Origin of the sequence: Lachnoclostridium sp. An76 (assembly GCF_002161355.1) — a bacterium.
GTDB lineage: Bacteria > Bacillota > Clostridia > Lachnospirales > Lachnospiraceae > Mediterraneibacter > Mediterraneibacter caccavium.
The window spans coordinates 494711-514030 of the sequence record NZ_NFHL01000001.1; the positions used below are offsets into that span (position 1 = coordinate 494711).

Here is a 19320-nt window from a genome sequence, read left to right on the forward strand (position 1 = left end):
ACTGTGACACCTGCTGCAGCCGCTCCTGCCATTCATTCATCCATACACTCCAGCTTGCTCACGGACACCTCATAGGCTGTCCGTGTCTCTGTCTCCGTCTCAGACAGCTTCTTCACATATTCCCGGCTCTGGATCCGCCCCAGGATGCGCACATGCTCGCCCACGTCGAACCCGGAAGCATATCTGGCATTCCGTCCCCAGCAGATGCACGGGATATAGTCGGACTTTCCGTACGGCCGGTTCACCGCCAGCAAAAGATCCGCGATCTCGCGCCCCAGAGGGGTCTTTCGGTACACCGGGCGTTTGCACATGTACCCTTCCAGGAGGATGTGGTTCGTCCTCGCCCCGTCCGGCTCTTCGTCAATGAACTCGATCTCCCGGGCAAACACGGACAGCACCAGCCTGTTCTTCTGTTCCTCGTGCCGGTTGTACGACCGGAACTGGCCGGACACCATGATGCATTTTCCCCGGTAATCCTGTGTCACATCGATCAGCCGCTCCGACACCATCACGGGTATCCTGTCATTTGAACTGCTCAGTCTCCTTACCAGGATATCTACCATGTAGAATCCCTCTCCGAACACTTCGTGGCTGTATGTAAATTCCGACACCACCATCCCAATGACTGTTACCTGATTGTTCTCAATGATCTTATCTGACATAATCTGTAGCTCTCCCTTCCTCTTTTCGGTATTTTTGAGTCACTACTAAATGTATGCGGCAGTACATCCCGGCAGAACCTCTCCGCCCCGTGAATCGTACGACAAAATCTGCCCTCCCTTCGACATCAGATATTGTCACCCGGTCTGGCATCAGATATTGCCGCGCGGTCTTGTAAAATAAATTTTTTGTGATAGAATAAGGGAGTTGCAGTTATGAAAAATGACATATATTAAGGAAAGAGTGCGAAATATTATGAAGACAAAACGTGAAGATGTAAGAAATATCGCGATCATTGCCCATGTTGACCATGGCAAGACGACCCTGGTCGACGAGCTGTTAAAGCAGAGCGGCGTGTTCCGCGAGAACCAGGAAGTGGCGGAGCGTGTCATGGACTCCAACGATATCGAAAGAGAGCGCGGGATCACGATCCTCTCCAAGAACACTGCCGTCCACTATAAGGGCGTGAAGATCAATATCATCGACACCCCGGGCCATGCGGACTTCGGCGGAGAGGTTGAGCGTGTGCTTAAAATGGTAAACGGGGTCATCCTCGTGGTGGACGCTTTTGAGGGAGCCATGCCCCAGACGAAATTCGTCCTGAGGAAAGCGCTGGAATTAAGTCTCCCGGTCATTGTGTGCATCAACAAGATCGACCGCCCGGAAGCGCGGCCGGACGAAGTGATCGACGAAGTGCTGGAACTCTTCATCGACCTCGGGGCATCCGACGAACAGCTGGAATGCCCGTTCGTATACGCATCCGCAAAAGCAGGCGTCGCTGTGCTCGACCTCACGGATGAAGAGCGGGACATGAAGCCCCTCTTTGAGACGATCCTTGACTATATCCCCGCTCCTGAGGGCGACCCGGAAGCGCCCACACAGGTCCTCATCAGCACCATTGACTACAATGAGTACGTCGGACGCATCGGCATCGGGAAGGTGGACAACGGGACCATCGCTGTCAACCAGGACATGGTGCTCGTCAACCACCATGATCCGGACAAACAGGAAAAAGTAAAGATCAGCCGTCTCTATGAGTTTGACGGATTAAACAAAGTAGAGGTAAAAGAGGCGACCATCGGCTCCATCGTTGCCATCTCCGGGATCTCGGACATCTCCATCGGAGATACGCTCTGCTCCCCGGAAAATCCGGAAGCGATCCCCTTCCAGAAGATCTCTGAGCCGACGATCGCCATGCAGTTCATTGTCAATGACAGTCCATTTGCAGGCCAGGAAGGAAAATACGTGACCTCCCGCCACCTGCGCGACCGTCTGTTCCGCGAGCTGAACACAGACGTCAGTCTCCGTGTGGAAGAGATGGAGAACACGGACAGCTTCAAAGTATCCGGCAGAGGCGAGCTCCACCTGTCCGTACTCATCGAGAACATGCGCCGCGAGGGCTACGAGTTCGCGGTGAGCAAGGCTGAGGTACTCTACCACACCGATGAAAGCGGGAAGAAACTGGAGCCCATGGAAATCGCATACATTGATGTGCCGGACGAATTCACAGGCGTTGTGATCGAAAAGCTCGGCCAGAGAAAAGGCGAGCTCCGCAATATGGGCGTGTCAAACGGGGGGTACACCCGTCTGGAATTCTCCATCCCGTCCAGAGGTCTGATCGGCTACCGCGGAGAATTCCTCACTGATACAAAGGGAAACGGGATCCTGAACACCAGCTTCGACGGTTACGCGCCTTACAAGGGCGATATCCAGTACCGCAAACAGGGCTCCCTCATCGCATTTGAGACCGGCGAATCCGTAACTTACGGATTGTACAGCGCCCAGGAGCGTGGTACACTGTTCATAGGGCCCGGGGAAAAGGTATACGCGGGCATGGTCATCGGCCAGAACGGCAAGGCTGAGGATATCGAGCTCAATGTCTGCAAGACAAAGCATCTGACCAACACCCGCTCCTCCAGCGCGGACGAGGCGCTCCGCCTCACACCGCCCAGGATCTTAAGCCTTGAGCAGGCGCTGGACTTTATCGACACAGACGAGCTTCTGGAGGTCACTCCAAAGTCACTGCGCATCCGCAAAAAGATCCTTGACTCCAGGCTGCGCAAACGGAGTAATATGAAATAAAGATCCGGGATGCCGCACCCGCGCTCTCCTTCATTTTCAGGGAAACGCGGGGCGCCCTTATAAGGAGGACGCATATGCAGAAATACGCACATCTTTTTCTGAAATACCTTACAAAGATACTGGAGTTCGTGATCGCGGCCCTGCTCGCCTGCGGCATTATCATCATGACCATAAAGCTCGGCTTCTCCATGGGGGAACTGACAGACGCCAGCACTTACCCGAACTACGATGACCTGCTCACCGCATGCTTTAACCTGATCATCGGTGTGGAGCTGATCCGCATGCTCTATCTGCACACGCCGCTCACAGTGTTTGAGGTTTTGATGTTTGCCATCGCAAGGCAGATCATCATCGACCATTCTTCACCGGTGAACAGCCTGCTGGGCGTGATCGCCATAGCCATCCTGTTCGCCACGAGGAAGTTCCTCTTCTCCTCTTTTGATGAGACGGACAAGACTGTGTTCCGCGCGACGCAGAAGGTCCGCCAGATCAACCGGCTGTTCCGGATGAATATCCCCTGCTCGGACGAGGATGACACACTCCTTGACGTACTCATGCACAGGATGGAGGAAGAAGGCACAGAGATCGGCACCGGAGCCTGCGTATATTTTGCAGACCTGGGACTGCGCATCGCCAAGATCAAAGATGGAAAAATTACCCGGATCGAAGTGATTCGTTCTATACATTGACGCTGTTCCGTGTTATAATATTTACATAATATAAACAAATATTTTTCATAAGTTTATGTTAAATATTGACAAAAAGGAGTTGAACAGCATGAATTTTATCATCAGCGGAAAGAACATTGAGGTAACCCAGGGACTCAAAGATGCAATTGAACAGAAATTAGGAAAACTTGAAAGGTACTTCACTCCTGAAACAGAAATCATCGTAACACTCAGCGTGGAGAAAGGACGTCAGAAGATTGAGGTGACGATCCCTGTCAAGGGCAATATCGTCCGCTCTGAGCAGACAAGCAATGATATGTACGTATCCATCGATCTCGTGGAGGAGGTCATTGAGCGCCAGCTCCGAAAATACAAGAACAAGCTGGTTGCAAAGAGCCAGGGACATCCCACAGGCGCTGCTCCTTCCGGAAGTATCCGGACCGAATTCATCGAGTCCGAAGAGGACTCTCCGGAAAACGACGAGATCCGCATCGTCCGCACAAAGAAATTCGGCGTCAAGCCGATGTTCCCGGAAGACGCGTGTCTCCAGATGGAACTGCTCGGCCACAGCTTCTTCGTCTTCTCCAATGCGGATACCGAGGAAGTCAATGTCGTATACAAGAGAAAAGACGGCTCCTTCGGGCTGATCGAGCCGGAATTTTCATAAGGTACTTACAAGATCAACTACTTGCAGGATCTCACGTAAGGCCATAAAACAGTAAAGTAATCAAAAGCCTTAAACCAATGACCCGCTCAGGCGGGATCCCGGTTTAAGGCTTTTATATTTTGTTTTGCCTCAGTACAGTTTTATCTCAGTCCAGCAGAAGCCCCTCCGCTGTCTCCGCGAACCAGCAGCTTTCCAGCTCTTCCATCCGCGCCTGCCCGTTCGTGCCTTCCATGAGCGCTTTCCCCAGCGCCTCCTTTTCCCCGTCCGGGACGAGCACAGTGATCTCCACCCGGTCTGTGTATAAAGTGTCCAGCACCGCGAGCCCTCTCTGACCCAAAATATACTGGATCTTCCCCAGCCCGGTGTAGTCCGTGGTGACCTTCAGTTTAAAACCATGTATCCTGGTTATAATCTCAGTGTGCGCAAGCGCCTCAACGGCAGCCGAAGTGTATGCCCTTACAAGCCCTCCTGTCCCCAGCAGCGTCCCGCCGAAATATCTGGTGACCACGATAAAGATATCTGTCAGCTCCCTGCCGCGTATCACTTCCAGTATCGGTTTCCCGGCAGTCCCCGCCGGCTCCCCGTCGTCACTCATACGCTCCTTCCCGGGGTTCCTCCCGGTTACATATGCCCAGCAGTGGTGCCTTGCATCCCAGTACCGCTTTTTTACTTCCTCCAGATGCGCAAACGCCTCCTCCTCTCCTGTGACAGGATATGCCTCTGCGATAAACCGGGATTTCTTTTCCACGATCTCACCGGTACCTTCCTTATATATTGTACGGTAAAAATCCATTGCGACCTCCTCCGGCGGCGCGGCGCGCCCCTTCCAAACTGATACTACTATACCAGACTGACTGAAAATGCACAATATAAACCGCTGTCACCGACATTTTACAATTCTAAATATTCCTAAGAAAATATGAAGATTTTATTTTTTTCTTTATTTGAAACATGATATTTGATATAATCATAAGAGTTGAAAAGGAGGATGTGATTCGTGAATTATGGGAAAAGAAATCTTTCCAGGCGAAAGAAAAATATTTCTTCAAAAAAGAAGATGAAACAGAAACGTGTGGGCGTCCGTTTTTTTAAGGCCCTGATCATCTGTATTCTCCTTCTGGCAGTTATCGGTGTCATCGGAGGAGCGATCTTTGTCAAAAAGATCATTGATGATTCTCCGGCCGTTTCAGCGGACGATATCAAGCCCAAGGGATTTACAACCACCATTGTGGACCAGAACGGGACTGTGATCGATACGCTGAAGGATTCCGACTCCAACCGTGTGTACAAGACTTACGAGGAGATCACGGCAAATTCGGATTATCTTCCGCATGCATTTGTGGCGATCGAGGACGAGCGTTTCTACGAACATAACGGCATCGATATCCAGGGTATCATCCGCGCCGGCCTTGTGGGCATTGCCAATGGCTTTGATTTCACCGAGGGAGCCAGCACGATCACCCAGCAAGTGATCAAAAATAATATTTTTCCGGATTTTGTCAACGAAAACACGCTCTTTGACCGTGTCGAGCGCAAGCTCCAGGAACAGTATCTAGCGATTGCCTTTGAAAAAGAGATGAGCAAGGACGAGATCCTTGAAGCTTATATGAATACGATCAACTTAGGGCAGGGTTGTCTCGGCGTGCAGACGGCTTCCACAAGATATTTTAACAAAGACGTAGCTGACCTGACGCTCTCAGAGTGTGCTGTCATCGCGGCGATCACGCAGAACCCGACAAAGTATGATCCGGTGACGAACCCTGATGAGAATGCCAAAAGGCGGGAAGAGGTCCTCAACAAGATGCTGGAGCAGGACTACATTGACCAGACCGAGTATGACGAGGCAGCGGCAGACGCTGTTTACGACAGGATCCTGCAGACCGCGGCGATCACAGAAGATACGACACCGTATTCCTACTTTACTGACGCCATGATCGAGGATGTGATCAATGACCTTATGGTGGAAAAAGGATATACCGAAACTCAGGCCTACAACCAGCTTTACAGCAACGGCCTGACCATCAAGTCCACCCAGGATCTCGCCATCCAGCAGATCTGTGACGAGGTAGTCGCGGATGAGTCTCTCTATCCAATGACTGAATACGGCGTAGAATATGCCCTGACGATCCACCGCGCGGACGGCACAGCGGAAAATTATTATACGGAAACTCTCGCTGCTTACATCAGCAATACTTATGGTGACTCCAACCCGCTCGTCTTCAGTTCTGAAGAAGAGGCGAGGGCCATGGTCGAAGAATACAAGAGCACACTCGGTATCAATACCGAAGCCGGAGATATCGTAGATGAAAACCTGACAGTGACTCTCCAGCCTCAGACTTCTGTCGTTGTCATGGATCAGTATACAGGACAAGTCAAAGCGATCGTAGGCGGACGCGGTACAAAGACTACAAGCCTCTCGCTGAACAGGGCGACGGATTCTACAAGGCAGCCCGGTTCATGCTTCAAGATCCTCTCTACTTATGCGCCGGGTCTGAATGAATGCGGCATGACGCTTGCCACAACGATCAAGGATGAGCCATACCGTTATGCCAGCGGACAGCAGGTCAACAACTGGGACGGCAAATATATCGGCCAGGCGAGAGTGCGTTATGCGATCGAGCACTCCATGAATGTCTGCGCGGTGCGCACGCTGACAGAGACCGTAGGGCTTGAAAAAGGTTATCAGTATCTCCAGAAATTCGGTTTTACCACACTGGTAAACAACGATCCGGATTATCCGGGCATGTCAGACGTCGCACAGTCTACAGCCCTCGGCGGTATCACCCGCGGTGTTTACAATATCGAGATGACAGCCGCATATGCGGCGATCGCGAACGGCGGTGTGTACACGGAGCCGATCCTCTATACGGAGATCCTGGACCATGACGGGAATGTGTTGATCGACAACACGGAGCCTGAGACACACGAAGTGATCAAAGACTCCACCGCTTATCTGCTGACAAGCGCCATGGAAGATGTTATCACAAAAGGAACCGGTACAACTGCAAGACTGAGCAATATGCCTGTTGCAGGAAAGACCGGTACGACAGAGAACAGTACAGACCTCTGGCTCTCCGCATACACTCCGTACTACACTGCTTCTGTATGGGGCGGGTATGATGCGAACAAACACATGGAAAATATGAGCCAGTCATGGCATATGGTCATCTGGAGGAATATCATGCAGCGCATCCACGAAGGGCTTGAGTATAAAGACTTTACAATCCCGTCTTCCGTAGTCCAGAGAACGATCTGTACACAGACAGGAAAGCTTGCGGTAAGCGGATGCCCGTCGCTCACGGAATACTTTGATAAGGAGACCGTGGTGAAGGAAAGCTGCCCCGGCCACAGGTCTGTGGAACCGGAAGAACCGGAGGACGACGAGGATAACACTGACCGCAATAACGGAGGCGGTACAGATACTCCGGATACTCCCGATACTCCGGACACCCCTTCCATTGATGGCGGCGGTTCCGATGAAGGCGGCTCCGGCGGCGGAAGCGGCGGAGAAGGCGGCGGCTCCGGCGAAGGCGGTTCTGGCGGTGGCGGCTCTGATGGCGGCGGCTCTGGCGAGACCACCACGCCACCTTCCCCCTGATGCCTGATCTCCACGGCAAAGGTAAAAGAAAAAGCAGGAAACCATTTGGTTTCACTGCTTTTTCTTTTGCATCTCATTCCTGCATACTCTCTTATGCATCCAGTCTCTTATGCGTCCAGTACGAGTTTTGCCGCGCCGCAGATCCCTGCGTCATTGCCCAGCTCTGCGAGGACAAATTTCACTTTTTTATCCGCGAAAAACGCTCTCTCCATATATGGCTCTCTGATGTAGGGGATCAGCACCTCTCCTGCCTTTGACACGCCGCCGCCGATGACAAACACCGCCGGATCCGCCACTGCCGCGAGATTGGCAAGTCCATATCCCAGGTATCTTCCAAACGTCACTGCGATCTCTTTTGCAACTTCATCCCCTGCTTTTACGGCGTCAAATACATCCTTTGCTGTCACGTCCTCTTTGTTCAGGATGGTCGGCCTCATCTCCTGCCCCAGCTTCTGCTTTGCAAGACGTACGATCCCTGTGGCTGACGCATACTGCTCGAGACAGCCTCTGTTTCCGCATCCGCAACGGTCCGTCTCCTCATAGTTCACACAGAGATGTCCGATCTCCCCGCCTGCGCCGTTCTGTCCCACGAGCATCTTCCCGTCAATGATCACGCCTCCGCCGACTCCTGTGCCCAGAGTCACCATGATCATATTTTTTTCTCCCGCGCCGCCGCCTTTCCACATCTCACCGAGTGCAGCGACATTGGCGTCATTTCCGATCTCAGCCTTAAGTCCGGTAAGCTCTTCCAGCTCCCGCTTGACCTCCTTATATTTCCATCCGAGATTCGCACTTCCATTGACAACTCCGTCCGCTGTCACCGGCGCGGGGACGCCGACTCCGACTCCCACGATATCTTCTTTGGCAAGCTGGTGCTCCTCGGTCTTTTTCGCTATGGAAGCAGCAATATTCGGAAGGATCGACTTTCCTTCCTCTGACGTATCTGTTGTGATCTCCCATTTGTCCACGATCGTCCCGTTTTCTTCGAAGAGTCCCATCTTCACTGTTGTTCCCCCGACATCTACTCCGAAACAATATTTCATAGCTTTTTTCTCTCCTTCCCGTGGCTTTTCCACTGCTTTTTTATTTCATCTTCTTCGCAAGATTCTCCTGTACTCTCTTGTAAAGCTCCTGTGCCGCATTGTACCCCATCTGTTTCTGCCTGTGGTTTACGGCCGCTGACTCTACGATGATCGCCAGGTTCCTTCCCGGGCGGATCGGGATGCTGTGGCATACGACCTTGTTCCCGAGGAATTCCGTATATTCTTCTTCCAGGCCCAGCCTGTCATACTCTTTATCCCTGCTCCAGTCCTCCAGGGTAATGACCAGATCGATGTTCTGCGTCTCCCTGACGCTCTGCACACCGAACATGGATTTCACATCCACGATGCCGATGCCGCGCAGCTCGATAAAATGCTTTGTGATATCCGGCGCAGAACCTACAAGCGTCTCATCGCTCACCTTCCGGATCTCTACCACATCATCCGTCACAAGACGGTGCCCTCTCTTGATCAGCTCCAGGGCTGCCTCACTCTTTCCGATCCCGCTCTCTCCCATGATCAGGACGCCCACACCGTACACATCCACAAGCACGCCGTGGATCGAAATGCAGGGCGCCAGCCTGACGTTCATCCAGCGGATGATCTCCGCCGTAAAATCAGAGGTCTGCTTCGCGGTCTTGTAAACAGGAACCCCATGTTTCCTGGCCAGTTCGAGGAATTCCTCTTCCGGCTGCATATCCCTGCAGAATACGATACAGGGGATCGGATGCTGCAGAAGCCTGCCATAGATCTCTCTTCTGCGCTCATCCGTAAGGGTCTGCACATATGTGTATTCCACATTCCCTATGATCTGCACCCGGTTTGAATCAAAATGATCAAAGAATCCCGCCAACTGCAGGGCCGGGCGGTTTACATCAGGGATATGCACCTCTGTCTCGCTCGTATCCACCTCGGGAGTGAGATTCTTCAAATCCATCTTTTCCACAATTTCGCTTAATCTGATCCCGTGTCCCATAATCTTCTCCTTTATCTTTCATTTCCTGTCCGGGCACATTCCCTTGCAGTTCCTGCGCCCATCACCTTTTTCTATCATAACATATTAATGCAGAAACTTGTATACTGATTCAGCGGCTTTTTCATTCATGGAAGGAATTTTCGCCAGTTCTTCCACGCTCGCCTCCCTGACCGCGTCCAGGCTGAGATAATGGCGCATAAGCGCCTTCCTCCGCGCCGGTCCGATCCCCTCGATGTCGTCCAGGATCGAATGCACCTGGCCTTTGCTCCTGAGCTGCCTGTGATACTCGATGGCAAACCGGTGCGCTTCATCCTGTATCCTCGTGATCAGGCGGAATGCCTCCGAAGACCGGTCAATAGGGATCTCCACATTCTGGTAGTACAGCCCTCTCGTACGGTGGTGGTCATCCTTCACCATGCCGCACACCGGGATGTCCAGATGCAGTTCATCCAGCACCTGGAGAGCCACATTGACCTGCCCCTTTCCTCCATCCATGAGGATCAGGTCAGGAAAAACGGTAAATTTCCCCAGCTCCGCGTTCTCTTCCCGCTCCCTGAGCCCATGGGTAAACCGCCTGGTCAGCACTTCTCTCATGCTGCCGTAGTCGTCCGCTCCCTTGATCCCGCGGATCTTAAACTTGCGGTAATCATTGCGTTTTGGCTTTCCTCTCTCGTAGACGATCATCGAGCCCACTGACTCAAAGCCATTTGTATTTGAAATGTCATAAGCTTCCATGCGGGTGACCTCACCCAGATCCAGCAGGGCAGCAATCTCTTTCACCGCTCCGATCGTGCGCCCTTCTTCCCGCTTCAGCCGCTCTTTATCCTTGCTGAGCACCAGCCTGGCATTTTCAGCCGCCAGTTCCACCAGTTTCTCCTTTGTCCCTTTCTTGGGGATCCGGAGCGACACTTTCTGTCCTTTTTTGGAAGTAAGCCATGTCTCAAGGAGCTCCCGGTCTTCCACTTCTTCCTGGAGCATCAGTTCTCCCGGGATATAAGGAGTCCCCGCGTAATACTGCTTGATAAAGCTGTCAAGGATTTCCGAAGGAGTATCGCCTTTCGAGATCCGCAGATAGAAATGGTCGCGTCCGATCAGCCGGCCGCCCCGGATAAAGAACACCTGGACCACCGCGTCCTCCTCTCCCGACGCCACGGCGAGCACATCCCTGTCCTCTCCGCTGGAATCCGTGATCTTCTGCTTCTGCGCCACCTTCTTCACACTGTTCAGCAGCTCCCGGTACTCGATCGCCCGCTCAAATTCAAGCGCCTCGGACGCGGCGTTCATCTTCTCCTCCAGCTCTTTTAAAATGCCGTCATAATTCCCGTTCAGGAACCGGATCACCTCGTCGATGGATTTCCTGTATTCCTCCTGGGAAATATACCCCTGGCACGGGGCGTCGCACTGCTTTATATGATAGTTAAGGCAGGGCCGCTCCTTCCCGATATCCCTGGGCAGGCTCCTGTTACAGCTTCTCACATGGTACAGCTTGTGGATCAGGTCGATAGTGTCCCGCACCGCCTGGGCGCTCGTATATGGCCCGAAATACCGTGCCTTGTCCTTCTTCATCTTCCTGGATAACATCACTCTGGGGAAGGGCTCATTGGTCGTCACCTTGATAAACGGATAGGTCTTGTCATCCATGAGCATGGTATTGTATTTGGGGTGGTGCTCCTTGATCAGGTTGCACTCCAGCACCAGCGCCTCCAGCTCCGAATCCGTCACAATATACTCAAACCGCCGGATATGGGTCACCATCTGCTCGATCTTGACGCCCTTGTTCCGGCTGCTCTGAAAATACTGCCTCACACGGTTCTTCAGGCTGATCGCCTTGCCCACATAGATAATGTGGTCCTTCTCGTCATGCATAATGTATACCCCGGGTCTGGCCGGGAGTTTTTTCAATTCTTCCTGTATATCAAAATTTGTGTTTTCCATGCAGATAATTATACGGTTTTCAAAATCAAAAATCAATCGAGAAATCTGTATTTGTGGGGGAGCCGACCGATTGGTTAAACGTCCGAAAACCATCGGTATGATTCAAGACGTTTTCGCGGCGGACGGGGATATGGCTCAGGTTCCGGTTCCGTAATCTGGGAAAGACGTAAAAAGAATGGGATACGGCTAAGGACAATTCCAAAGCGGAAGATTCGCCTGCGGCTCAGGCATCCGCTTTGAAATTAACGCCGCATCCCATTCTTTTAAGTCTTTCCATCAGATTACTCCAAGTCACCGTCGCCATATCCCCGTCCGCCGCGAAAGGTGCATCAAAGGAGCGGTTTTCTGCGCACATCCGATCGGAAGGTCCCCGCAGGCAAATGCAGGATTTCAAAAGGTGGGTCAGAGGGGAGCTTCAGCGGCGGAACAGGAATTTATCCAAGACGGAAGATACTGTAGACTTTCGGGAGATGGGTTGCCTTTTGCCGGGAGAGTTCCCTTCTCGCCGCGTTTTGAAATGCTGCATTTGTCGAGGGACCTTCCGTCTTGAGTAAACCAGAAAACAGCGAAGCGCCTTTTCGAAAACCCTTCAGCACGGGTGTGTGGGTGTCTGAGGTGACTGCGGAGGGGCTTGAAAAAACTTGAAATCCGGAACTATGCGTTGAAAGCAGCAGGGGGCTTGTCTGAGCCAAAGGCGAGTTGCTCCCTGCTGCTTTCTGCCTTTAGCATAGTCCCGGATTTCTTAGTTTTTGCTGCCACGGAGCCCCGGAGCCGAAGCCACCCACACACCCGTGCTGAATACGTCTTCTATAGCCGCGCTTCGATGTTTTCGGACGTTTTACTCTGACAGAAGTTTCCCCACAAATACAGATTTAATAGTGTATGACCACCGGTGTCCCTGTTTCCAGCATACTGTACAGCTCTCCCGCCTTATCTACGGGCATGTTGACGCATCCGTGCGATCCGGAATAGGTGTAAACGTTCCCGCCGAACGCGCTCTGCCAGTCTGCATCGTGGAAACCGTGCCCCTGCTGGGTGAATGGCATCCAATATCTCACCTTTGTCCGATATATGGGTTCTCCGGTCTTTGGGTCAGTCTCTCCGATAAGGACTGCGTCTCTCTGTGTATAGAGTATGCTGTACACCCCCTGCGGAGTCTCCATCCCGTTCACCGGTTCCCCTGTCACCACATCGCTCTCAAACTGTACTGAACCGTCTTTTACATACCACATATACTGTGCCGTAAGGTCCACTTCCACATAGGTAACGCCCCAGTCCTGGGCAGACCGGGATGCTGCCCTCTGCCTGTAAGCAGGTTCCCTCGATACACTCTCTGCCTTTTTTATATTTTCTGTCAGGGCCGCGGTCTCTGCCGCCGTATCGATCACCCAGCCGTATGTGCCGCCAGAGACCTCTGCGGTCTTCCCGGAAGGGGAAGTGATACTCCTCGCCTTGCCCAGCGTATCAGACTGCTCTGCAAAACTGTTTACCCATTCTCCCACTGCCTCCTCGTTCAGACTGACGTTCATGTCTCCATCGCAGGTCAGCCAGCCCGAAATAAGCTCCGCGTCTACTGTCACTTCCTGGCCCATCGTGTAGACGATCCTGGCCTTGCAGTATTGATTCATGGCTTCACATGCCTTTTCCACCTCAGGAGAATCTGAGGAAAAATCCGGGATCTGCAGGCATTGTTCTTCCATCAGGTCCAGTTCCGGCGTCAGGTCTGCGATACACTGCCTGATCTTCTTTTCTGTTTTATCAGACAGCACTCCGTAAACCTCCGGCTGAATGACAAACGCTCCGCCGTCAAATACCGGATGTGCTGACACCGCTTCCGTTGAACCGGAAGGTATGAGATCCAGTTCCCTGATCCGCTGTTCCAGTTTCAGCTCATTGTAAGCAACGGAAAACACTGCTTCTTTTTCTGTCTCTCTGAAAAACGCGGACGGCCATGCCAGTACATCCTGCTTCTCCAGTATACTCTGAGCCTGATCCTCAGAGGCAAGTTCCAGGTCGATCTCCCTTCCGCTTATGACACGGCTGTATCCTGCTTTTTCTCCGCCCTGCCCGCTTTCTGCCGACTCTGTTCTTCCCTCATTTCCCCCGCACACCTCAGGCTGTTCCAGCGCCCCGGGGGCAGTGACCGTCAGCGTATAATCTTCCACTGATTTTTCCAGTTCATGCTGGAATCCTTCGGCTGTTTTCATTGAGCAGTCCATCCCATTTATCCTTGTCCCCGGAAGGAAATGAAAACAGAAATAGATTGCCATGCCAAAGTATGCTCCTGCCAGTATCCCTGCCGCCACTGCTGATCCCACGATCATCTTTTTCCGCCTGTCTGATTTTTTCTGAATGTTCTTCTGTTCCATATGGCATTTATCTCCGCTTATCACAATCTGCGCCGCAATCTGCCCGCACAGACCATTTTAAACGAAGCTCTCATATTTTCAGCATCAGAAACCCATCAAAACAGCATCAGAAACCCTCAGAACAGCATTATACACTACATATTAAAAACGATCTGCCCGTTTTCCATAATCAGGAACCGGAAACCATAAGTGCTGTCTCCGCCCTCTGAGACTGTAAAGATAAATTCATTTCCTGACAGCGTCTCCTGATATTGAAATCCCGTTTCTCCCGAAAGAGGATAATACTCATTCAGGAATGCTTTCATACTTTCCACTGTCGCTTCCGGGTTTTCCCCCGGATGTCCCCGCCCGGGATAGACTGTAAATGACATCAGATACCCGCTCTCATCATCAAGGTAGAGTTCTATCTTGTAAGGATCTGTCTCCCGGGATTCCAGATACCACACACAGTCCCAGAACACTCTTGACGCTTCCCTTCCTTCGATATCGGACACCAGCACCGGTGTGATCAGCCACTGTCCCTGTCCCGGCTGTTCTGCCAGCCCGTACCGGGCCAGCATCCCCAGGATCTCTGCGGACTCTGTTTCCGCACTTTTTTCGTCCATAGCATCCCCGCTCCTGAGCGTCACGGATTCTTTCAGCTTTCCGGCAGCCCCTAAAATGTCAAAAACGCTTTCCCCGCCTGCCAGAGGGATCTCTCTTTCCTCATCCCTGACTGAGACCGTCTCCTGTCCTGTTTTCATATCTGACAGGCATGCTGTCATCCCGGGGAGGAAAAATCCTGCCACTGTGAGGAACAGCACGACAGCCGGAAAGATCTTATCCCGGTTGTTCATTTCTCTCTCCTTTCAATACAGCCATCACCACTGTACCTTTTCCCAGCCTGCTCTTAAAACGGATACATCCCCCGTGGGCTTCTGCGATCTCCCGGCACAGAGAAAGCCCCAGCCCGGCTCCTCCTGCCCTGCGCGACCGCGATCTGTCCACCCGGTAAAACGCTTCCGTCAGGTGCGCCAGGGAATCTTCCGGGATGCCTCTCCCATTATCCCTTACGAATATAAAACATTTCCCGTCCCGTACCCTCTCTGTGATACGGATATCTCCTCCGGTATCCGGCATCGCATTGGCAGCGTTTTCCACGAGATTCCGGAGCAGGCAGTAGACCAGGTCCGGCTCCAGCAGGAGTTCCCCCTGCTCTGTCCTGACATCCAGGGCGATCCCTCTTTCCCCGTATGCAGACGCTGTCTTTTCCGCCAGCCGCCTGACCAGTTCCGCCGGTGATGTCCTTACAAATACAGGCGGCCTGTTTTTTGCCATGATCATATCCAGCAGCTTCATCGACAGGATTTCCAGCCTTTTCCCTTCACTTACAATATAATCTCCTGCCTCTGCCGCTTCGCTCCCATCCAGCATCCCGCTTCGGATCAGATCCCCGTATCCGATGATCGATGTCATTGGCGTCTTCAGCTCATGGGAAAAATCTCCGATAAACCGTTCCTGTCTCTCCACCTCGTCGTTCAGTCCCCGGATCGTTTCCTCAAGGTGGTCTGCCATCCTGTTAAAATCCATCCCAAGCTGCCCGAACTCATCTCCCGAACCTGTATCTGCCCTGCTGGACAGATCTCCATCTGCGATCTTTCTCACCGTGCCTGAAAGCTTTTCCAGATTTCCTGTCAGGAGCAGGGCCGTACTGTATGACATCAGCGCGCACAGGATCACCATCAGGATAAATACTCCCTGATAAATGCGGTGCCAGCCCTGGCGCTCCTCATAAAGCTCTGTCACGTCCCTCGCCATATCAAGGCGCACTTTCCCCGCATCTGTCAGGAGCGCTCCGGACAAAAAAAGGAGCTCTCTTTCCCCCTGCGTCTGCCGGCGGATGTCACAGGTCCCTTTCTCCGGCATCTGTCCGGATACAGTAAGGCTTGTGTCGCCGTCCTCATAGATCAGCCGCTCCCCGTCCTCCCTGAACCGGATCATTTCCCATAACCCCTCATCCTGTCCCGTGGTTTTAAATATTGTATCCGATATATCCTCACAGGTCAGGCTTCCATTGATCTCTCCTATCACCCGGAGCGTCCCCGAAACCATCTGGTAAACGCTGTATAATTCTTCCCTCTCCCTGTCAACCGCCCGGTCAAAGGAAACATTCAGAAGCAGGCTTCCCCCTATGCCGAACAGGACTGACATCAGGCCGATCATGCACAGCGTAAACTTTACCCGGAATTTCATCCTACACCTCCAGCCTGTACCCCACCTTATTCACAGCCTTTAAGATACCATCCCATCCTGTCTTCCTGCGGAGCCGCTGGACATGCAGGTCAACCGTTTTGCTCCCGAACTGGTATTCCCCGCCCCACACATGCTCATAGATCGTATCGCGGTATAGCGCTCTTCCCGGATTCTGCACAAAAAGGAGCAGGAGGTCATATTCCTTTTTCGTCAGCTTTATCTCTTTTCCGTCTTTTTTCACCTGCATGGAACATGTATCGATCACAAGCCCGCCTGCTTCAAACACAGCCTGATCCTTGTGATAACGGCGGAGCACTACATCCACCCGCGCCAGCAGTTCCGCGGTATCAAACGGCTTGACGATATAATCCTCTGCGCCCAGCCGCAGCCCCTTTACTTTATCTTCCACCCGGGCTTTCGCTGTAATGAAGATAACCGGGATCTCCGTCGGCCGGATGTACTCCATCAGCTCAAACCCGTCAATCTCCGGGAGCATGATATCCAGAAGGATCAGGTCAAATCTGCTGTGCTCCAGCAATTCAGCCGCCTCCGCCCCGTCATACGCACAAGTGCAGGAATACCCTGCTTTTTCCAGGCTCATCCGGATCAGATTGGAGATTGCCCTCTCATCCTCAACTGTAAGAATTCTGATCAACTTATTCCCCTCCTGTTTCATATACAGATCTCTGGTAAATACCCAGCTGCACATAGTATAGCATACATAACGGAAGCATCAAAACGGCATAATCTGGATTTGCAGGGGAGCCTTCCTTGTAAATATAAAGTCCGAAAACCGTCGATATAATTCAGGACGTTTTCGCGGCGGGCGGGGAGACGGGTGGTTGAGGCGACTTCGGAATGAGACCTGGAAAAAGTAGAAATCAGGGGACATGCGTTGGGATCAGAAGAGATGGGTGTCTGAGGCGAAGCCGAGTTCCTCTCTTCTGATCCCTGATTTTAGCATGTTCCCTGATTTCGTAGTTTTTCCAGATCTCATTCTTGCTTCATTGAGATCCGTCCTTCTTTTTCTCCGGTTTTTTCTGTTTCGTTTTCTTCCGGCTCGGGTATTCCTTTTACCTCGCGGAATATCTTCATGAATTCTTTGCCTGTGATCGTCTCTTTTTCGATCAGGAAGGCTGCGATCTTATCCAGGGCTTCTCTGTTTTCTCCGAGCAGTCTCTTAGCCTCTGCGTAAGCGGCTTTCAGCATCTTCATGACCTCTTCGTCGATCTCTCCTGCTGTTGCCTCGCCGCAGTTTAACACTGCCCTTCCGTCCAGGTATTTATTCTGGATGGACTCAAGCCCCATCAGGCCGAAACGGTCTGACATCCCGTACTGGGTGATCATAGCGCGGGCAATCTTTGTGGCCTGCTCGATATCATTTGCAGCGCCCGTGGTCACCGTGTCGAACACGAGCTCTTCCGCCGCGCGTCCTCCCAGGGCGACTACGATCATTGCCTCCAGCTCTTTCTTCGTATTTAAGAACTTCTCTTCCTCCGGAGTCTGCATCACATACCCCAGAGCGCCCATTGTCCTCGGCACGATCGTAATCTTCTGGACTGGTTCTGTATTTTTCTGGAGCGCCGTCACAAGGGCGTGTCCGACCTCGTGATAGGAGACGATCCGCCTCTCCTCTTTGCTCATGATACGGTCTTTTTTCTCTTTTCCCACAAGGACGACTTCCACTGCCTCGAAGAGATCTTTCTGGCTTACCACCTGGCGCCCGTGTTTTACCGCGTTGATGGCTGCCTCATTGATCATATTTGCCAGATCAGAACCAACCGCTCCGGATGTGGCAAGTGCAATGGCCTCAAGGTCCACGCTTTCATCCATGCGTACATCTTTTGCATGTACTTTCAGAATGTCGATACGCCCCTTCAGATCCGGCTTATCCACGATGATCCGACGGTCAAACCGCCCCGGTCTCAGAAGGGCCGGGTCCAGGATCTCCGGACGGTTCGTCGCCGCCAGGATGAGAAGCCCTTTGTTTGTATCAAATCCGTCCATCTCGGCAAGGAGCTGGTTCAGAGTCTGTTCCCTCTCGTCATTGCCGCCCATTGCCGTGTCACGGGTCTTTCCGATGGCATCGATCTCATCGATGAATACGATGCACGGCGCCATCTGCTGCGCCTGCTTGAACAGGTCTCGCACACGGGAAGCGCCCACACCCACATACATCTCTACAAACGCGGAACCGGACAGAGAGAAGAACGGTACCTTCGCCTCACCTGCCACCGCCTTTGCGAGCAGCGTCTTTCCGGTTCCCGGCGGTCCCACGAGGAGCGCCCCCTTGGGCAGCTTTGCACCGATGCCGCTGTATTTGCCCGGATTGTGCAGGAAATCGACCACTTCCTGCAGGGACTCCTTTGCCTCATCCTCCCCGGCCACATCCTGGAAGGTCACGCCGGTCTCCTTCTCCATATACATCTTGGCATTGCTCTTTCCGATGCCCATCATGCCGCTTCCCTTTGTCATCCGCTTCATGACATAAAACAGCAGAAGCGCCGTCAGTCCCAGGGGCAGAAGGATCGTCACGAACAGTTCGAAGAACATCTGCCCCATCGTATCCGGGACCTCGCCCTTAAATTCCACTCCGGCGTCATCGAGTTTCTGCGCCAGCGTATAGTCATCGACATATCCCGTATAATAATCCGGAGATTTCTCTGTATCATCATCCTCGTCTTCCCGGCTCTGGCTCTGCTCCTGGTTCTGGAACTGGCTGAGGAACTGATCCTGGAACTGACCCATCATCCCCTGGATCCCGCCGTTCTGCTGCTGTTTCTCCGCCCGTTCCTTCGCCTCCTCGATCCTTGCCTCATCGGTAAGGACGATGTAGATACGGCTGCTGCCCAGCCTGACTTCTTCTACCTTTTTATCGTCGACCAGCTCCAGGAATTTATCATAACTGATCTCCTCAGGACCTGTGCCGCGCATCAGAGAATAAAATCCCAATACCATAAAAGTGACCAGCAGGGTTGTAATGAGGATGACTCCCCAGCCCTGCCGGTTATTTTTAGGATTATTCTTATTATTCTGGTTATCCATTCTTTTCCTCCTAAAATCAGCTATTACCATTATAAGTACAGGTTTTGC

15 protein-coding genes are annotated in these 19320 nt (G+C 52.5%); 4 read left to right on the forward strand and 11 right to left on the reverse strand.

Annotation, left to right across the window (positions count from 1 at the left end):
• Window positions 1-32: 32 nt before the first annotated feature.
• Complete coding sequence (locus B5G27_RS02270; RefSeq protein ID WP_087177356.1) at window positions 33-662, reverse strand: single-stranded DNA-binding protein; 630 nt, start codon at window positions 660-662, stop codon at window positions 33-35.
• A 253-nt stretch (window positions 663-915) separates the two neighbouring features.
• Between B5G27_RS02270 and typA the strand changes: the two genes are divergently transcribed.
• The 3 genes from typA to hpf all read left to right on the forward strand — a co-directional run bounded on the left by typA (window position 916) and on the right by hpf (window position 4077).
• Window positions 916-2742 carry a translational GTPase TypA gene (gene typA, locus B5G27_RS02275; RefSeq protein WP_087177357.1) on the forward strand — a complete coding sequence of 609 codons (1827 nt, stop codon included), beginning with the start codon at window positions 916-918 and terminating at the stop codon, window positions 2740-2742.
• Between the two features lie 74 nt (window positions 2743-2816).
• On the forward strand, window positions 2817-3431 hold the full coding sequence (locus B5G27_RS02280; protein ID WP_087177358.1) for a transporter: 615 nt from the start codon (window positions 2817-2819) through the stop codon (window positions 3429-3431).
• 88 nt (window positions 3432-3519) lie between these two features.
• Window positions 3520-4077, forward strand: a complete 558-nt coding sequence (gene hpf, locus B5G27_RS02285; protein WP_087177359.1) for a ribosome hibernation-promoting factor, HPF/YfiA family — start codon at window positions 3520-3522, stop codon at window positions 4075-4077.
• Window positions 4078-4222: 145 nt separating this feature from the next.
• Here the strand turns inward: hpf and B5G27_RS02290 are convergent, their stop codons facing one another.
• Window positions 4223-4870 carry a YigZ family protein gene (locus B5G27_RS02290; RefSeq protein ID WP_087177360.1) on the reverse strand — a complete coding sequence of 216 codons (648 nt, stop codon included), beginning with the start codon at window positions 4868-4870 and terminating at the stop codon, window positions 4223-4225.
• A gap of 204 nt (window positions 4871-5074) precedes the next feature.
• Here B5G27_RS02290 and B5G27_RS02295 point away from each other — a divergent pair, with 204 nt between their 5' ends.
• The gene (locus B5G27_RS02295; RefSeq protein ID WP_087177361.1) at window positions 5075-7675 is read left to right on the forward strand and encodes a transglycosylase domain-containing protein; all 2601 of its coding nucleotides are present in this window, start codon (window positions 5075-5077) and stop codon (window positions 7673-7675) included.
• A 107-nt stretch (window positions 7676-7782) separates the two neighbouring features.
• Here the strand turns inward: B5G27_RS02295 and B5G27_RS02300 are convergent, their stop codons facing one another.
• The 9 genes from B5G27_RS02300 to ftsH form a co-directional block, all read right to left on the reverse strand.
• A complete protein-coding gene (locus tag B5G27_RS02300; RefSeq protein ID WP_087177362.1) occupies window positions 7783-8718 on the reverse strand; it encodes an ROK family glucokinase in 936 nt (311 codons plus the stop codon).
• 40 nt (window positions 8719-8758) lie between these two features.
• Window positions 8759-9691, reverse strand: a complete 933-nt coding sequence (gene hprK / locus B5G27_RS02305; RefSeq protein WP_087177363.1) for an HPr(Ser) kinase/phosphatase — start codon at window positions 9689-9691, stop codon at window positions 8759-8761.
• A gap of 84 nt (window positions 9692-9775) precedes the next feature.
• On the reverse strand, window positions 9776-11626 hold the full coding sequence (gene uvrC, locus B5G27_RS02310; RefSeq protein ID WP_087177726.1) for an excinuclease ABC subunit UvrC: 1851 nt from the start codon (window positions 11624-11626) through the stop codon (window positions 9776-9778).
• Window positions 11627-11849: 223 nt separating this feature from the next.
• Window positions 11850-11981 (reverse strand): hypothetical protein, encoded by a 132-nt coding sequence (locus B5G27_RS16550; protein ID WP_275533014.1) that lies wholly within the window; start codon window positions 11979-11981, stop codon window positions 11850-11852.
• A 517-nt stretch (window positions 11982-12498) separates the two neighbouring features.
• Window positions 12499-13995, reverse strand: coding sequence for a L,D-transpeptidase family protein (locus B5G27_RS02315; protein WP_087177364.1), 1497 nt, complete (start codon window positions 13993-13995; stop codon window positions 12499-12501).
• A gap of 134 nt (window positions 13996-14129) precedes the next feature.
• A complete protein-coding gene (locus B5G27_RS02320) occupies window positions 14130-14831 on the reverse strand; it encodes a hypothetical protein (protein ID WP_087177365.1) in 702 nt (233 codons plus the stop codon).
• On the reverse strand, window positions 14815-16227 hold the full coding sequence (locus B5G27_RS02325; RefSeq protein WP_087177366.1) for a sensor histidine kinase: 1413 nt from the start codon (window positions 16225-16227) through the stop codon (window positions 14815-14817). Before B5G27_RS02325 ends, B5G27_RS02320 begins: the two co-directional genes overlap by 17 nt.
• Window position 16228: 1 nt before the next feature.
• On the reverse strand, window positions 16229-16882 hold the full coding sequence (locus tag B5G27_RS02330) for a response regulator transcription factor (RefSeq protein ID WP_087177727.1): 654 nt from the start codon (window positions 16880-16882) through the stop codon (window positions 16229-16231).
• Between the two features lie 338 nt (window positions 16883-17220).
• Window positions 17221-19272, reverse strand: coding sequence for an ATP-dependent zinc metalloprotease FtsH (gene ftsH, locus B5G27_RS02335; RefSeq protein ID WP_087177367.1), 2052 nt, complete (start codon window positions 19270-19272; stop codon window positions 17221-17223).
• Between the last annotated feature and the right edge of the window lie 48 nt (window positions 19273-19320).

Excerpts from the sequence above, each read along its gene's own strand:
- B5G27_RS02270 (WP_087177356.1), bottom strand. The coding sequence starts at position 662 with ATGTCAGATAAGATCATTGAGAACAATCAGGTAACAGTCATTGGGATG.
- typA (WP_087177357.1), top strand. The coding sequence starts at position 916 with ATGAAGACAAAACGTGAAGATGTAAGAAATATCGCGATCATTGCCCAT.
- B5G27_RS02280 (WP_087177358.1), top strand. The coding sequence starts at position 2,817 with ATGCAGAAATACGCACATCTTTTTCTGAAATACCTTACAAAGATACTG.
- hpf (WP_087177359.1), top strand. The coding sequence starts at position 3,520 with ATGAATTTTATCATCAGCGGAAAGAACATTGAGGTAACCCAGGGACTC.
- B5G27_RS02290 (WP_087177360.1), bottom strand. The coding sequence starts at position 4,870 with ATGGATTTTTACCGTACAATATATAAGGAAGGTACCGGTGAGATCGTG.
- B5G27_RS02300 (WP_087177362.1), bottom strand. The coding sequence starts at position 8,718 with ATGAAATATTGTTTCGGAGTAGATGTCGGGGGAACAACAGTGAAGATG.
- hprK (WP_087177363.1), bottom strand. The coding sequence starts at position 9,691 with ATGGGACACGGGATCAGATTAAGCGAAATTGTGGAAAAGATGGATTTG.
- uvrC (WP_087177726.1), bottom strand. The coding sequence starts at position 11,626 with ATGGAAAACACAAATTTTGATATACAGGAAGAATTGAAAAAACTCCCG.
- B5G27_RS16550 (WP_275533014.1), bottom strand. The coding sequence starts at position 11,981 with ATGTGCGCAGAAAACCGCTCCTTTGATGCACCTTTCGCGGCGGACGGG.
- B5G27_RS02315 (WP_087177364.1), bottom strand. The coding sequence starts at position 13,995 with ATGGAACAGAAGAACATTCAGAAAAAATCAGACAGGCGGAAAAAGATG.
- B5G27_RS02320 (WP_087177365.1), bottom strand. The coding sequence starts at position 14,831 with ATGAACAACCGGGATAAGATCTTTCCGGCTGTCGTGCTGTTCCTCACA.
- B5G27_RS02325 (WP_087177366.1), bottom strand. The coding sequence starts at position 16,227 with ATGAAATTCCGGGTAAAGTTTACGCTGTGCATGATCGGCCTGATGTCA.
- ftsH (WP_087177367.1), bottom strand. The coding sequence starts at position 19,272 with ATGGATAACCAGAATAATAAGAATAATCCTAAAAATAACCGGCAGGGC.